The organism is Thermoanaerobacter siderophilus SR4 (genome assembly GCF_000262445.1).
GTDB lineage: Bacteria > Bacillota > Thermoanaerobacteria > Thermoanaerobacterales > Thermoanaerobacteraceae > Thermoanaerobacter > Thermoanaerobacter ethanolicus.
Map to the genome: position 1 here is coordinate 382,270 of NZ_CM001486.1, position 14,019 is coordinate 396,288.

10 protein-coding genes and 2 pseudogenes are annotated in these 14,019 nt (G+C 33.4%); all 12 read right to left on the reverse strand.

The genetic code is table 11. The features are described from left to right. Nucleotides 1–73: 73 nt before the first annotated feature. The 12 genes and pseudogenes from THESIDRAFT1_RS01845 to THESIDRAFT1_RS01895 all read right to left on the reverse strand — a co-directional run bounded on the left by THESIDRAFT1_RS01845 (nucleotide 74) and on the right by THESIDRAFT1_RS01895 (nucleotide 14,009). The gene (locus THESIDRAFT1_RS01845; protein ID WP_006569348.1) at nucleotides 74–991 is read right to left on the reverse strand and encodes a Gfo/Idh/MocA family protein; all 918 of its coding nucleotides are present in this window, start codon (nucleotides 989–991) and stop codon (nucleotides 74–76) included. 18 nt (nucleotides 992–1,009) lie between these two features. Continuing rightward, the gene (locus THESIDRAFT1_RS01850) at nucleotides 1,010–2,212 is read right to left on the reverse strand and encodes an ROK family transcriptional regulator (protein WP_006569349.1); all 1,203 of its coding nucleotides are present in this window, start codon (nucleotides 2,210–2,212) and stop codon (nucleotides 1,010–1,012) included. Nucleotides 2,213–2,372: 160 nt separating this feature from the next. Beyond that, nucleotides 2,373–2,531: a hypothetical protein gene (locus tag THESIDRAFT1_RS13160; protein WP_006569350.1), complete on the reverse strand. Its 159-nt coding sequence runs from the start codon at nucleotides 2,529–2,531 to the stop codon at nucleotides 2,373–2,375. Between the two features lie 48 nt (nucleotides 2,532–2,579). Continuing rightward, nucleotides 2,580–3,743 (reverse strand): sugar ABC transporter permease, encoded by a 1,164-nt coding sequence (locus THESIDRAFT1_RS01855; protein WP_006569351.1) that lies wholly within the window; start codon nucleotides 3,741–3,743, stop codon nucleotides 2,580–2,582. Beyond that, a pseudogene (locus THESIDRAFT1_RS01860) lies at nucleotides 3,736–5,270 on the reverse strand (xylose ABC transporter ATP-binding protein). Before THESIDRAFT1_RS01860 ends, THESIDRAFT1_RS01855 begins: the two are co-directional and overlap by 8 nt. A 76-nt stretch (nucleotides 5,271–5,346) precedes the next feature. After that, complete coding sequence (xylF, locus tag THESIDRAFT1_RS01865) at nucleotides 5,347–6,456, reverse strand: D-xylose ABC transporter substrate-binding protein (RefSeq protein ID WP_006569353.1); 1,110 nt, start codon at nucleotides 6,454–6,456, stop codon at nucleotides 5,347–5,349. Nucleotides 6,457–6,543: 87 nt separating this feature from the next. Next, complete coding sequence (gene xylB / locus THESIDRAFT1_RS01870) at nucleotides 6,544–8,046, reverse strand: xylulokinase (protein WP_006569354.1); 1,503 nt, start codon at nucleotides 8,044–8,046, stop codon at nucleotides 6,544–6,546. Nucleotides 8,047–8,060: 14 nt separating this feature from the next. After that, complete coding sequence (gene xylA, locus THESIDRAFT1_RS01875) at nucleotides 8,061–9,377, reverse strand: xylose isomerase (protein WP_006569355.1); 1,317 nt, start codon at nucleotides 9,375–9,377, stop codon at nucleotides 8,061–8,063. A 32-nt stretch (nucleotides 9,378–9,409) separates the two neighbouring features. Next, on the reverse strand, nucleotides 9,410–10,438 hold the full coding sequence (locus tag THESIDRAFT1_RS01880) for a TIM barrel protein (RefSeq protein ID WP_006569356.1): 1,029 nt from the start codon (nucleotides 10,436–10,438) through the stop codon (nucleotides 9,410–9,412). A 196-nt stretch (nucleotides 10,439–10,634) separates the two neighbouring features. Further along, complete coding sequence (locus tag THESIDRAFT1_RS01885; RefSeq protein ID WP_003869011.1) at nucleotides 10,635–11,288, reverse strand: potassium channel family protein; 654 nt, start codon at nucleotides 11,286–11,288, stop codon at nucleotides 10,635–10,637. A 15-nt stretch (nucleotides 11,289–11,303) separates the two neighbouring features. Beyond that, nucleotides 11,304–12,556 (reverse strand): annotated as a pseudogene (locus tag THESIDRAFT1_RS01890) (TrkH family potassium uptake protein). Between the two features lie 289 nt (nucleotides 12,557–12,845). Continuing rightward, a complete protein-coding gene (locus THESIDRAFT1_RS01895; protein WP_006569358.1) occupies nucleotides 12,846–14,009 on the reverse strand; it encodes an SIS domain-containing protein in 1,164 nt (387 codons plus the stop codon). Between the last annotated feature and the right edge of the window lie 10 nt (nucleotides 14,010–14,019).

Genomic DNA, 14,019 nt, shown 5'->3' on the forward strand with positions numbered 1-14,019 from the left:
ACAGCGGACTTTCACCGCCTAGTTATCGCCCATGCCGGGCGCACATAAAATCAGGGCTTTTTGTGCCCTGATGTTATACTGTCTTTTTTAATATTTCGTCTATAATCTCGTGAGATTTTAAAGTACATTTTAATCCGTCATTTGCATAATTCCCTTCTAATACGTCCTTTAAAAAGCTTTTTACAGCAGTCTCAAAACCCCTTCTATAAGATATAGTATCCCAGCTTCCAAAATTATGCACATATATTTTGCCATTTTCCATTATTCTTATACTTTCCATGTCTTCCACAACTGCACTTTTGCCATGCCCGTGTATTTCTAACCTTTCATAATCTTTTCCACCATTTCTATGCATGACTCCTATCGCTGTAGAACTATTAGATTTTAATACTACTTCTATGGATTTCAATGAATCTCCTTCTTTTGAAATATTTACATCTATGTCATCAACATCTTTAACTATATAGCATAAAGTGTCTATTACATGAATGAAATCGTCATAAAGTGTAAACTTAACACTATTTTTGACGTCATTATTCCTATTTTTCATCATAATGCACAATTCAGGTTTTAAGCCTTCAAACAAAGCTAAAGCTTTTTGATACATAGGCGCATATCTTCTGTTAAAACCCACCTTCAAAATAAGAGATTTGTCCATCGTCAAATCTATAAGTTCTTTTGTCTTATCTATCTCTTCAGTTATAGGCTTATCAACATATACGTGAATACCGCTTTTTAGTAGTTCTTTTACTATTTCATAATGGCTTTCTGTGGATGCATGCACAAAAGCGCAATCTGGCTTTAATTTAATCGCTTCCTCTAGATGTGTATAAACATCACAACCATATTTTTCTTTATATTTTATAAGCTTTTCTTCACTTCTTCCAACAATACCTACAATATTTAGTTCCTCTAAATTAAAAATAAAAGGAAAATATGCTTTATTAAAAATATTCCCTGGCCCTATAATAATTGTTTTTAATTTTTCCATGTCAACACCTCATTATAATTAAAGCCCTGGATACGCAAACAATTCAGAAATAACTAAAGATACTGCGCCAATTGCTCCTGCATGGAATTTAAGTTTGGAAGTTTTTATTTTTACTTTATAATATCTATAAACAAGACTTTTATCCTCTACTTCTTTTAAAACTTCATTTAAAACTAAGTCACCAGCTAAAGACAAAGTATTTCCAATAATTACAAGTTCAGGATTAAAAGTATTTATAATATTGACTACACCTACTCCTAATTTTCTTCCTATTTCTTTTAAAGCTTCTACCGCTATTTTGTTCCCTTTTCGCGCATAATCGATAATATCAATAGCACTCAGTGTATAAAAGTTATTTTTGTTTATATACTCATCAGACTTTCCCATCAGCAATTGTGTATTTATGTATTCAAGCAATGCTTTTTCTGAAGCATAATTTTCCCAACATCCTGTATTGCCACACCTGCACTGATGGTCATAAATATCAATTGTCATATGTCCCATTTCTCCAGCAAGACCTACTGTGCCTCTGTATAACTCTCCATTAATTATTATTCCTGTACCAATACCAATTCCAGCACTCACATAAACAAGATTGTTATATTTAATCCCTGCTCCAAACCACTTTTCTCCTATAGCTCCTACATTTGCTTCATTATCTATGTGTACCTTAATTTTGAATTTATCTTCTATAATTTGTTTAAGAGGTACATTTTCCCATTTTAAATTTGGCGCTAATAATATACTGCCTTTCTTGTAATCCACAATGCCAGGAACACCAATCCCAATTCCTAAAATTCCTCTTATTGTTTCAGGAGCATTTGAGATTGCTTCATCAATCAATTCTATCAAACGTTCAATAATCGTTTGCTGGTTCTCGCCAATTTTTATATCTATTTTCTTTTCCCAAATAACATTTGCCATCAAATCAGTCAAGACAATTAGTATATAATTTACATCTAAGTCAATGCCTATTATGCATCCAGCTTTGTTATTTATGCTTAATATGATTGGCTTCCTGCCACCTTTTGATTCTCCTGGCCCCTCTTCTTTCACAAACCCCTCGTTTATAAGTTCATCAACAAGGAAAGATACAGTTGACTTGTTTAAACCTGTTATACCTGCAATTTCTGCCCTAGAAATGTTACCCTTCTTACGAATAGTATTTAGTACTATTGATTTATTTATTTGCTTAACTAATAATTGATCCGCTGTTATCATTTCTTCACCCTTCTATTGCCATTATTATTTTCTAGTGTAAATTATACCATATTAAACTCTCGAGAAAAAATTAAAATAATTTTTTATAATTTTTTATTTTAAATTTATCTTTTTGATTTTGCATTCAAGACAAATTCTCTTGCTCAAAAACAAACAAAAATCATACGTATATACTAACAATAATTATATACAAAACAATTGCTGAAAATGTGTTAATTGCAAGCACATTTGAAACAAACCATTTATTTTCCTTATGATCCTCTTTCATGTAAAGAGGAATAATAAAAGGTGGGGGTAAAATAAACATTTCTAAAATCATATAATCTCTCCTCTAAATTTTGTATGGGTTCAAAATTTATTTAAACTGTTATTTGTTTTTAGAGATTACATCTACCCATACAGCTATAAGTAGAATCAGCCCTTTTACTACAAATTGCCAAAATGGTGGTGAGTTAAGCATGCTCATTCCATTGTCTATACTAGCCATAACCAGTGCACCTATTACTGCTCCAAATACAGTTCCTACACCTCCGCTTAAACTAGCGCCTCCAATAACACTTGCAGCGATAGCATCTAACTCTGCATTTTGCCCTGCTGACACAGATGCAGCATTTAAGGTTGATGTCAATAGTACCCCAGCAAATGCAGCAAGTAAGCCATTCAAAGCAAATAAAATCAATGTAATTTTCTTAACATCAATTCCTGATAATTTAGCAGCCTCTACATTGCCACCAATAGCATACACTCTTCTTCCAAATACCGTTTTTGATGAAATATATGAAAAAACTAACATTAATATCAGTAGAATTAGTACAGATAGTGGCACCCCTCTATATAAGTTTAAAATGAAGATGAATAAACCTATAAAAAATATTAAAATCGCTATCTTTAGCATATCAATCCACAAAGGAGGTAATTCCAAATTATACTTAGCTTTCGTTTTTCTACTATTTAATACCAAATAAATTACTAAAAAAACTGCTATAACTCCTAATATATATCCACTGCTAGGTGTTAAATAAGCTTGTCCAATAAATTGAAAATCTGTACTTAAAGGAGCAATAGTATACCCTTTACTTATACCAATTAAAATTCCCCTGAAAACAAGCAAGCCTGCAAGGGTAACAATAAAAGCCGGAACATTTCTATATGCTACCCACCATCCATTCCATAAGCCTAATAATATTCCTATTATCAAAGCTACAAAAATAGAAACTAACCCATTTAAGTTATACCATACATTTAGTATAGCAGCTATTCCACCTGTCAATCCCAACAAAGAACCAACCGACAAATCGATTTGTCCTGCGATAATTACAAAAACCATTCCAATCGCTAATATACCAGTAACAGTTGTTTGTCTCAAAAGATTAGATATGTTTCTGGGTGTAATAAAATTCCCATCGGTAGCAACAGAAAATATAATCCATATCGCTACTAAAGCTAATACCATTGTATACAATTTTATATTTAAATTTAAACCACTAAATCTCTTTATGATATCTTTTTCTGTTTTGTCGCTTTTAATCATTATTACTTCTACCTCCTATTGCACATTGCATTATCATTTCTTGAGTTACATTTTTGTTTTCAAATTCTCCCTTCTTTTCACCCTCATGCATTACAATTATTCTGTCGCTTATACCTAGTATTTCCGGCAATTCTGAAGAAATCATTATTATTGAAATACCTTCTTTAGCAAGCGAAAACATTAATTTATAAATCTCATATTTTGCTCCAACATCAATACCTCTTGTAGGCTCATCTAAAATTAATATTTTAGGTTTACTTAATAGGTTTTTTGCCAATACCACTTTTTGTTGATTTCCACCGCTTAAGTTTTTTACTTGTGTACTAAAATGCGATGTTTTTATATTTATCTTCTTTATATAGTCTTTTACATCTAATAGTTCCCTGTTCTCATTTATTGTACCTATCCGATTTTTTTATAATTTTCTAAATTTGATATAGTCATATTTTCTTTTACTGACATTAAACTAATAAGCCCCTCTTTTTTCCTGTCTTCCGGTACCATTGCAATACCATATTTTAATGCATCACTTGGATTTTTGATAATAATCTTCTTCCCTTCCAAATATACATCTCCTGTCCATTTTCCAGGATAAGAACCAAAAATACTCGAAACAAGCTCTGTACGTCCTGCACCAATCAGACCTGCAATTCCTAAAATTTCTCCTTTCCTAAGTTTAAAACTCACATTTTTTACTATTCTTCTGTTTTGAATTTTTGTGTCATAAACATTGAAATCTCTTACTTCAAAAAATACCTCTCCTATAAAGTGTTTTTCTCTTGGATAAAGTTGAGATAATTCTCGCCCTACCATCATACTTATAATCTTTTCTTTTGTTAAATTTTTTGCAGAATCAGTCCCTATAGTTTTACCATCCCTAATCACAGTTACAGTATCCGCAATTTCCATTACTTCATCTAATTTATGGGAAATATAGATACATGTAACTCCATTTTCTTTTAATTTCTTTAATATTTTTAGTAGAATTTCAACATCTGCTTCTGTTAGAGAAGATGTAGGTTCATCCAAGATCAATAAGCTTGCACTCTTAGATAATGCTTTTGCAATTTCCACTAATTGTTGTTGCCCAACTCCTAAATTTTTCACTAACGTGTTAGGATCAATATCTAAATTAAATTGTTGTAAGATTTTTTTAGCATTAAGGTACATTTGGTCAAAATCTACTATTCCATTTTTATTCGGCTCATTGCCTATAAAAATATTCTCCTTTACTGAAAGTTCTTTTATTAACGCCAATTCCTGATGTATAATAGCAATTCCTTTCTTTTCTGCGTCTTTGATTGAATGTAGAATTAATTTCTCTCCATTAAAAAATATGTCTCCAGAATAGGTGCCATAAGGATACACACCACTTAATATTTTCATCAATGTAGATTTACCAGCACCGTTTTCTCCACAAAGAGCATGGATTTCACCTCTTTTTACCTTGAAAGAAACATTATCCAATGCTCTAATTCCTGGAAATTCTTTTGTAATATTGTACATTTCCAATATATATTCACTCATAAAAACCCTCCAATTGCAGTTTTCCTTTAAATCTTGGAATAAGTAGGGGAAGAGATTCTTCCCCTACTTAATTTATTTACTGTTTTGGCCATTGATCTTTGGGAACATTTTTGTAAACATCTTCTAATTTCTGGAATCCGTCTTTTATAACTGTATCTACCATATTACTCTTATCTACTGCAATAGGAGTTAACAACATGGAAGGTACATCTATTTTCCCATTATTCACTGTACCATTAGTTTCTACTTTTTCCCCTTTTGCAATAGAAACTGCCATTTCAGCTGCTTTTGTAGCTTCCAATACAATTGGTTTGTATACAGTCATTGTCTGTTTTCCTTCTACAATCAATTGGCAATTAGCTAAATCGGCATCCTGACCGGAAATTGGAACTTTACCAGCTAATCCTTGCTCTTCTAAAGCCCTAATTGCCCCTAATGCAGTACTATCATTTGCATCAACTACTGCATCAATCTTATTATTATTAGCAACTAAAGCATTCTGCATAATTTTATAAGCCTCATTAGTATCCCAATTTTTAGCCCATTGTTCTCCTACAATCTTAATATCTCCCTTGTCAACCAGTGGTTTTAATACTTTCATCTGCCCTTCATAAAATAGTTTTGCATTATTATCTGTCGGAGAACCTTCAAGCAAGAAATACCTACCCTTAGGTACTAATTTAGTAATTGCTTCAGCTTGTAATTCTCCAACTTTAACATTATCAAAAGATACATAATAATCTAAATCAGAATTCATTATTAATCTATCATACGCTAAAACCTTTACACCTGCTTTATGGGCTTCTTCCACTATAGGCGCTATTGCACTCCCATCTGTAGGTAATATAACCAAAACTTGTATTCCTTGAGCAAGCAAGTTTTGACACTGTGAATATTGTAATTGTGGATCACTATTAGCCGATTGAACTAACACTTCTGCCCCTAATTCCTGTGCTTTTTTAACAAACAAATCTCTATCTTTTTGCCATCTTTCTAACGCCAAATTGTCCATGCTGAATCCTATTTTTATTTTTTCCGGGGCTTTTGTCGATTCGTTAGAAGATGGAGTTGTAGAAGAACTATTTGGTTGATTATTCTGTGTAGTAGCACACCCAGAAAGAATAATCCCCAATGTAAACATTGCTACAATTAACAAAGCAAGTTTCTTAGAGACTTTTTTAAACATACTCTATTCTCCTTCCTAAAATTTTGTTTGAATTATTATTTGTAAATCCATATTTTGTAAATCAAACAAAGCCCTCATACCACCTCCTTAGCTAATTTCAACAGTTCTTTTAAATGTATTTTTTAGTAAGTAATACAAGTCCTTATATACAGTATAAACCTCATTATATTTATCTTTATTTTCCTCAATCGGATAAACACTGTCAGTCACTTTGATGAGTGTACTACATGCCTCCTCAACATCTTTAAATATTCCATATCCCACTGCTGCCATTATTGCTGCACCAAAAGCTGGGCCTTCAGTCGCGTTTACCATGTCTACTCTCACACCAAAAACATCAGCAAGTATCTGCCTCCATAATTTACTCTTCGCACCGCCACCACTTACTCTGACTTCATTTACTGGTATATTAAGTTCTTTTATTATCTCAAGTGAATCTCTAAGCCCAAATGCTACACCTTCAAGTATTGCTCTTGTCATATGCCCTCTATTGTGAGTCATATTAAGCCCTATAAAGCACCCTCTTGCATAAGGGTCACTGTGCGGAGTCCTCTCCCCCATAAGGTAAGGCAAGAATATTAACCCACCACTTCCAGCTTTGACTCTTGCTGCCTCTTCCAAAAGGTCATCATATGTAAGAGATGCTTTGCCAAAATTATTTATTTCATCCACCCACCATTTTAAACAAGCGGCTGCTGAGAGCATTACTCCCATTACATGCCATTTGCCATTAGCATGACAGAAAGAGTGTAATCTGTTTTCTTCATCTACTACATATTTCTCTTGACTTGCAAATACAACTCCTGAAGTGCCAAGTGCAACTGATACTATGCCACTTTTTACTGTTCCTGTCCCTACTGCTCCACTTGCTTGATCTCCTCCTCCGCCTACAACTATTGTCCCTTCTTTTAATCCTGTCAAATCTGCTGCCTCTTTTGTGACATATCCAGTTACCTCCGTAGATTCATAACATTTTGGCATCCAATTATAGGGTATCTCTAACGCATCTAGCATTTCTTTTGACCATCTTCTATTTTCTACATCAAACAATAATGTACCTGATGCATCTGATACATCTGTTGCATATTCACCTGTAAGTTTGAATCTGATGTAATCTTTAGGCAAAAGTATATGATGAATCTTTTTATATATATCAGTGCGATGTTTTTTTACCCATAATATCTTTGGCGCTGTAAATCCTGTTAATGCTTTGTTCCCTGTATATTTTGTCAATCTTTCTTTGCCTAATGTTTGGGTAATATAATCACATTCCTCTTGCGTCCTTTGGTCATTCCAAAGTATAGCAGGCATCAGTACATTGTTGTTCTCATCTAAAAGTACAAGCCCATGCATTTGTCCACTTAAACCTATGCCTTTTATATCATCATTTTTTACACCAGTTTTAATTATTAACTCACGTATGCCATCTTTTGTGGCATTCCACCAGTCTTCAGGATTTTGTTCTGACCAGCCTGGCTGAGGGTAATATACTGGATATTCTTTTGATGTGCTTCCTATTACATTTCCCTTTTCCTCTATTAAAATTATCTTTACAGCTGATGTACCCAAATCTATCCCAAGAAAATACATATTTTAGCCCTCCGTCATTCACTAAATAAATACTGATTTAATATTGACTCTAACAACTCTTGCTTGCCTGATTTGTTCTCAATCTTTGGATTGTTTAATGCATATTCTTCAAGAATTTTAAAGTTCGCTTTTCCATTTACTATTTCTGCTCCTATGCCTTCTCGATAACTTTTGTATCTTTCTTCTATAAATTTATCAAATACTCCATCTTTAACAAGCTTATACGCTACTTTAAATCCTTTTGCAAAAGCATCCATTCCTGCAATATGTCCTAAAAATAGGTCTTCTGGTTCAAATGAAGCACGTCTTACTTTTGCATCAAAGTTAAGTCCTCCTTTGTCAAAACCACCCATCTTAATGACTTCATACATTGCAAGGGTTGTCATTCGTATGTCTGTCGGAAATTGGTCTGTATCCCATCCTAAAAGCATATCTCCCATATTTGCATCTATAGAGCCTAACATATTGTTAATTCTTGCATATCTTAATTCATGTTGAAAGTCATGTCCTGCAAGTGTCGCATGGTTTGCTTCTATGTTTAATTTGAAGTATTTATCAAGGTCATATTTCTTCAAAAATGCATATACGTTCGCTGCGTCAAAATCATATTGGTGTTTTGTCGGTTCCTTTGGTTTTGGCTCAATTAAAAGCTGCCCTTCAAATCCTATCTCTTTTGCATATTCTACTGCCATGTGCAAAAATCTTGCGAGGTTATCAAGTTCCAATTCCATATCTGTATTGAGTAGTGTTTCATATCCTTCTCTTCCGCCCCAAAATACATAGTTCTGTCCTCCAAGTTCTTTTGTTATTTCAAGTGCTTTTTTTACTTGGGCTGCTGCATATGCAAATACATCTGCATTACAGGAAGTTGCTGCTCCATGTACAAATCTCGGATTTGAAAAAAGATTTGCTGTACCCCATAATACTTTTGTTTTGCTCGTCTTTAAATAATCTTTAATCATTGCAACTATTGTATCTAAATTTTTGTTCGTCTCTCTTAAATTCTCCCCTTCTGGAGCTATATCTCTGTCATGAAAACAGAAAAACGGTACGTCAAGTTTTTCAAAAAATTCAAAAGCTGCCTCTACCCGCGCCTTAGCAATATCCATAGGATCACTTAGATGATTCCATGGTCTTTGCATTGTAGGTGCTCCAAATGGATCTGTCCCATTGGCTGTGAATGTGTGCCAGTACGCTACTGAAAAACGCAAGTGCTCTTTTAAAGGTTTTCCATCTATTATTTCATCAGGATTGTAAAATTTAAATGCATATGGGTTGTTTGACTTTGGTCCTTCGTATTTTATTTGTGGTACATTTTTGAAGTATTCCATGTCATTTTCCTCCTTTTTGAAAATATAATTACTTAAAACTTTGCTCCAAGTGCTTTATATACTTCTTTATAAGCCTTTACAGCATCTTTAGTTTTTTTCGCTTCATATAGACGCTCTGTATTTATTTTGGAAGCTAAATCATATATAAATTCCCAGTGTATCACACTTTCTTTAACAGCTTCTATCGCATCTTCTGTATAGGGTAAAAGGTCAAAACCTATTCTCTCGCCATTTTTGCCATAACCAATAAGTTGTAATTCTTTAGCAAGTTCTAATGTCTCCATAAATCGTAAGGCACCAACCATATTATCGTCGTCAAATGTTCCCCATCCACTGTTTGCATGCTGATGGCCTAATTTATTTTCCATTGCAAGCAGCCTTGCATATTCGGCTAAATTTTCGCCATTCATGATAAGATGTTGCCAATCCATGTTGACTTTTAAATTGCTGGTATCTACTCCCCTTTCTTTAACTTTATTGATAACATATAGTGTCATACCTATGCTTCTCATAGCCACTTTCATGGCAGGTTCACTGTTTTTATGCTCAAGAAATATAGTAACTCCTTTTTTATTTGCATGTTCTGTAAGAATGGCAATTGCATCTATGAAGTCATTCCACATCTTTTCATAATCTGCCTGAAAAGGATAATTATATCCTTCACCACCAGGCCAAATTATAAAATTGGCACCAGCTGAAGACGCTAAGTCTATACCATCTTTAGCAATGTTTATAGCTTCCTTGCGTATTTCAGGAAAAGGATTTACTAAAGAACCTAAAGAATATTTAGGATTTGTATGATGACCAAGTGCTATGCAATATATGTCCTTTCCTTCGCTGGCTAATATTTCTTTTATACTGTCTACATTATCCTCATTTATCTCATTTGGGTAATGGTATTCATATCCGTCAATAAAATCCCCTAATCCCTTGAGAACTCTTTCTGTCCTTGCTTCCATTGTCTCATTTGAAAGCTCCGTGTGGTATCCTGCAGGAACGAATCTTGTAGCAGCAGGGCCAAATGCCCATATTCCAACACTGTTTTTTAATTTTCTTTTCATTTATATAACCACTCCTATAGTTTATTGGCTCAACAAACTTATATTATATATATTCTACACTGATTCAAAAAATCCTTCTTTTTTGACCAAAAAATTTTAAAAAATAATTGGTAATTTATTGAGCTATTGTAAAAAATAAAGCCATGGAGTGTTATATAAATCTCCAATGGCTTTATTCATCTCACTTTCTTAGAATCTACATTTTTATCTCGAATTTCTTAATGTCTGTATTTTTGCCGCAAACAGCCAATACATCACCTTCATCAACCACATAGTCCGGTCCTGGTGATAGTATAATCTCATCATTCAACTTTTTTGCCGCTATGACATTTAATCCATATTTTTCTCTCATGTTTATATCCCTTAATGTTTTATGAAACCACTCTTCAATTGGAAGAATTTCTGCTATGCTGTATTCCTTAGAAAACTCAATAAGATCTAATAAATTGCTTGAAAAAACATTTCTGGCGACCCTTATACCCATATCTTTTTCGGGCATAACAACCCTGTCTGCTCCAACCTTGTAAAGAACCCTCGCGTGTAATTCATTGTGAGCTTTTGCTATTACGTATTTTACCCCCAATTCTTTCACAAGCATTGTTACCATAATACTTGATTCCATATTCTTTCCTATAGCGACTATGGCCACATCAAAATTTTTCACACCTAGAGACTTAAGTACATTTTCATCAGTAGCATCAGCACGCACTGCATGTGTTACCAAGCCATTCATAGATTGCACCAATTCTTCATCTTCATCTATAACCAGTACGTCATTGCCCATTTCATATAAAGTCTTAGCCAAACTTATGCCAAAGCTTCCTAATCCGATAACAATAAACTGTTTCACATTCTCACCTCTGTTTTAGCCTACCATAATTTTTTCTTCAGCATATTTTATTATAGGTTTAGGCCTTCTCTGCCTTTTTGCCAATGCCAACGCCAATGTTAAAGGACCAACTCTGCCAGTATACATTGTAAATATTATAATAATTCTGCCAACTGTAGTCAATTCAGGGGTAAGCCCGAGTGATAGTCCTACAGTTCCAAAAGCTGAGATTGTCTCGTACAATATAGTCAAAAAGTCGGATGTTTCAGTAATAGATAAAACCATAGTCACGGAGAAAATAATAAAAACGCTTATAAAAGATATAGCTACAGCTTTATAGACTATGTTTCTGCTAATAGTGCGCTTATAAAGTACTGTCTCTTCTTCACCTTTTATAACTGATAACACAGTATATAGTATAACCGCAAAAGTAGTTGTCTTGATACCTCCACCTGTTCCAGCTGGAGAAGCTCCAATAAACATAAGTATTATTGTCAAAAATTTAGACGCTATAGTCATGTCAGAAAGCGATAACGTATTAAAACCAGCTGTTCTGGGTGTCACAGCTTGAAATAATGCTGCAAGTATCTTTGTAGGAAAATCCAGTGGTTTTAATGTTTTTGGATTATTGTATTCAAATAAAAATATAAGCAGTGTGCCGATAGCAATTAAAAACAATGTAATAGTTATAACAATTTTTGAATGCAGTGTAAATTTGTTAAAATGTCTATGTTCGTATATATCAAGCAAAACGTAAAATCCTAACCCGCCAAATATTATCAAACCCATTATGACCAGGTTTACCACCCAGTCAGAAACATAACCCGTTAGACTCCTAAAATTACCCATAAGATCAAAGCCAGCATTATTAAATGCAGAAATAGAATGGAACAAGCCGTAATACACTGCTTTTTTTAATCCCATCTGCGGTAAAAATCTCAAAGTCAATATAATTGCGCCAATGCTTTCAAATAAAAAGAAACCATTAGTATATACTTGGCAAATTTCACAATGCCTCCAAGACTATTTGTATTGAAAGCTTCTTGCATCACCAATCTCTCTTTAAAGGTAATTCTCCTACCAAGGATCAATGCGAAAAGCGTTGACATGGTCATAATACCTAGACCACCAACTTGTATCAGCAACATTATCACTATTTGCCCAAAAGTAGACCAATATGTTTTTGTGTCAACAACCACAAGGCCAGTAACACATGTAGCTGAGGTAGCCGTAAAAAGCGCAGTTAAAAAATCTGCCCCTTCTCCACTTTTAGTTGCCACAGGTAGCATCAGTAATAAAGTCCCAATTAATATAATAGCCGCAAATCCTAAAGCAAGTACTTGAGTAGGTGTCAGTTTTATTTTTATTATAAAAAATCACCTTCCTATAGAGAAAAAAAACCATTGAGGTCTTTATAATCGGTTTCACTGATAAAATGCCTAAAACAAAAAATTTTTAACGTCTAAATTATAACAAATTACTGTCATCGAGTCAATCATTCTACTTCTTTTGATTTAGTATTCCTTTTAGTTATAAAGCCATGGAGAAGTTACTCCATGGCTTTAATAAAATTTTATATTAAACATATTCATAAATTATTACACCTTTAACAACTCTATTTACTCTTCCTTCAGGGTTTGGATTGTCAGGTGTTATTCCTAAATTCAAAGATTTATAAAAAGCTAGCATTTGTGCATAAATAATGTACAAAGGCGTTAAAAAAGCTTCTTCTACATTGGTAAAATCTTGTCTCAATTTGAATATATAATCTATTCCATCTATTTGTAAATCTTCCGGCAGAAAAGCCATTAATTTTCTTTGTCCTGCTTCGTTTGCTATCTCTTTTATGAGGTCTAAATCGTATTTTTGTGTATAAGGATTGTTTGATACAAAAAATCCTAAAAGTGTTTTATCATTTATCACAGATTTAGGGCCATGTCTAAATCCTAAAGGGGTGTTAAAATTAGTATTGACTTCTCCTCGTGATAATTCTAAAGATTTTAATGCAGCTTCTGCAGCACATCCTTTTAAGTTGCCACTGCCCAAGTATATCAATCTGTCATAGTCATTTTTTGATATTTCTTCTACTAACCTTGCATCTTCTTCTATTATTCTCTCTGCTTCTTTTGCTAATTTTTCAAATAAGTCTTTTTGGCTTTCAATTTCTTCTATGTGTGGCAGCATTAAATCTGTTAAAAGCATACATGTAAAACTGCTTGTCATTGCAAAGCCTTCATCATTTGATTCTTCCGGCATAAATATGTTTAAAGAATTTTTCTTGCCAACTGTGCTTTTTGCCATTTTGCCATCTTTATTGCAGGTGATGTTTAAAAAATAAACATCTTTTATAATTTTTTCTGCTAACTCTATTGTAGCTAAACTTTCTGGACTGTCACCAGACCTTCCATGGGAAATTAAAAGAGTAGGTTTGTCTTTAAAGAAAAAGTTCTCTGGTGATGCAACAATATCTGTAGTATCAATTGCTTCAACGTCTAAGCCAAGCATTCTCCTCAAATAACCTTCACTGCTATAGCCTACAAAAGCAGATGTTCCTGCACCAGTTAGTATAATTTTTAAATCTTTTAGTTGGAATATTGGATTTAAAAATTCAGTGATTTCTCTTTTTTGATTTAAAAGAATATTAAAAAGTTCTCTCCATAATCGCGGCTGCTGATTTATTTCTTTCGCTGTAGCATAGCCTTTCTTTTCTTTTAATTGTTCTTCACTGTAACCTAATATCATATTTTTATAC